Source organism: Acinetobacter sp. YH01019 (assembly GCF_013420285.1).
Lineage (GTDB): Bacteria > Pseudomonadota > Gammaproteobacteria > Pseudomonadales > Moraxellaceae > Acinetobacter > Acinetobacter gandensis.
Genome location: NZ_VOYM01000174.1, coordinates 1 through 1,512 on the forward strand (window position 1 = coordinate 1; position 1,512 = coordinate 1,512).

2 protein-coding genes and 2 pseudogenes are annotated in these 1,512 nt (G+C 34.3%); all 4 read right to left on the reverse strand.

Annotated elements, in window-relative coordinates:
- Positions 1–127: 127 nt before the first annotated feature.
- A pseudogene (locus FTT84_RS17725) lies at positions 128–415 on the reverse strand (hypothetical protein); the annotation flags it as partial.
- A gap of 200 nt (positions 416–615) precedes the next feature.
- Positions 616–948 (reverse strand): type II toxin-antitoxin system HicB family antitoxin, encoded by a 333-nt coding sequence (locus FTT84_RS17730; protein WP_005404859.1) that lies wholly within the window; start codon positions 946–948, stop codon positions 616–618.
- Positions 945–1,193 carry a type II toxin-antitoxin system HicA family toxin gene (locus FTT84_RS17735; RefSeq protein WP_004812233.1) on the reverse strand — a complete coding sequence of 83 codons (249 nt, stop codon included), beginning with the start codon at positions 1,191–1,193 and terminating at the stop codon, positions 945–947. Before FTT84_RS17735 ends, FTT84_RS17730 begins: the two co-directional genes overlap by 4 nt.
- Before the next feature lie 221 nt (positions 1,194–1,414).
- Positions 1,415–1,512 (reverse strand): annotated as a pseudogene (locus tag FTT84_RS17740) (IS1 family transposase); the annotation flags it as partial.

Genomic DNA, 1,512 nt, shown 5'->3' on the forward strand with positions numbered 1-1,512 from the left:
GGATAATCTTTTTCAGATTCAATTAGTAATTGAACCGCTCTTTCTCTAATTTCGGGGGTATAGTTTGGTTTTTTCATCGGAATAGTCTCTCAGAATATTGACTCTCCGACAAACCCGGTACGGTTCATTTATCAAAGTCTGAACCTAAATTTTCATCGTTTAATGGGTGTCCCCAAAACTTAAACCATTTTTTGATATTTTTATCATAAGGCCAAGTATTGGCAGAAGGACCATACCTTAGGGATTTATTACTAAATGTACATTCAATGCTCATATCTACTGTGGGACGGCTATCGCTTTCATCCAGTTTTTGATCTTCTTTTGACCATCCCCATTCATAGCCACAAATCATTAATCCGTTTTTATCATTAAAGCCTGCGAAAATTGAATTTGCTAAATTTAGATTTCTTTCCATTATTCTTTTCTTAGATGAACTTAAACCTTAAGTTAACACATATATTTCATATAAATCATTTATATGGAAAGTTTTTTATAGATATAAAGTACACTTAACATAAAATCTCTTATGCGAAACTGAACATAAAAATGGGAGCTTTAAGCTCCCATTTTTGCTGAGTTTTTCAATTTTTAGGTAGTAGCCTAGGCTTCAATAAATTACGCACCTAAACGCATTAACTTTTCTTGAATCGCCTCACTGACAAAGGCATTTAGAGAATTACTTGATGCTAAAACCGCCTTACGGTGCAATTCAGGGCTAATACGGACATTAAAAGTGCCTTTGAATGGTTGATCAGGAGATTTTCCTAGTTCAGCACATGATTCTAAATAGCCGTCTACAGATTCCTGAAAAGCTTTCTCAAGGGCTTTTAAAGTTTCCGCTTCATAGGTAATAAGATCACGAATAAAAGCAAGTTTTCCAAATAACTCACCTGTTTCAAGATCAGGCTCAATTGTTCCGAGATAACCTTTGTACTTTAAATAGCTCATAAAAATCCCTCCTGCTTGAGTGCCTGTTTTACAGCTTTCAATGCCCCACCTTTGATTTCATTTTCAGGGTGTGGTCTATGCAGTAAAATCATATGTTCAGTTTTTTCATTAAAAAACCGAACACGAGAGCCTGCCATTTCAAATTTTTCATAGCCGAGCTGGCTCAGTAAAACGACTAAATCTTTATATGGAAACGTATTTTTTGAATTTCCAAATTTTTCCAATAACTTTTCCGTTTTACCCATATTTTAGCCCTACTCAGTTACGACTAAGTATAGTCCCTTGAAATTAAAAAATGCAACTAAATTTAGTTGCTGTTAGAACCCATTTAAAGTGTCTATATTCTCACCAATAAAAATGTCTGGTTTATGATGATTTTTATCACCATGGACTGGATATAAAATATAGATGCTGATCACTATGTCTGACAAAGAAATTCGGTGGTGTTTCAAAAAGTATGCTGGCATTAAACGAATCCATTATTGATATAAAAGAACACTAAATCAAAGGCTTTGAAATGATTTTCAAGCTTTTTGGAGAAGTTGCAGCTTCTCCTAAAGCCTC